Genomic DNA, 423 nt, shown 5'->3' with positions numbered 1-423 from the left:
CCGAGCTCGTCGACGAGCGGGAAGAGTTCCTCGGACTCCCGGGCGAACACGGAGTACTCGGTCTGGAACGCCGAGATCGGGTGCACGGCGTGGGCCCGACGGAGCTGGTCGCCGTCGGTGTTCGAGAGCCCGATGTACTTGACCTTGCCGGCCTGCACGTACTCCGCCATCACGCCGACGACGTCCTCGATCGGCACCGCCGGATCGTGGACGTGCTGGTAGAGGAGGTCGATCGAGTCGGTGCGGAGGTTCCGCAGGCTCTGGTCGACGACCTCGCGGATGTGCTCGGGGCGGGAGTCGGGCGCCCAGTCGTCCGCGGTGAAGCCGAACTTGGTGGCGATGGTGACCTCGTCGCGGACGGGCGCCAGGGCCGCACCGAGGAGTCGTTCCCCGGCACCCCACCCGTACATCTCGGCGGTGTCG

The 423-nt window shown here is 69.3% G+C and carries 1 protein-coding gene; it reads right to left on the bottom strand.

Annotated elements, in window-relative coordinates; translation table 11 throughout:
* The coding region (locus BIV01_RS16785) for an aldo/keto reductase (protein ID WP_139199501.1) at window positions 1-423 on the bottom strand (423 nt) is incomplete at both ends.

The organism is Curtobacterium sp. MCBA15_013, from assembly GCF_001865095.1.
Taxonomy (GTDB): domain Bacteria; phylum Actinomycetota; class Actinomycetes; order Actinomycetales; family Microbacteriaceae; genus Curtobacterium.
This window is presented reverse-complemented; position numbering and strand designations above follow the sequence as displayed.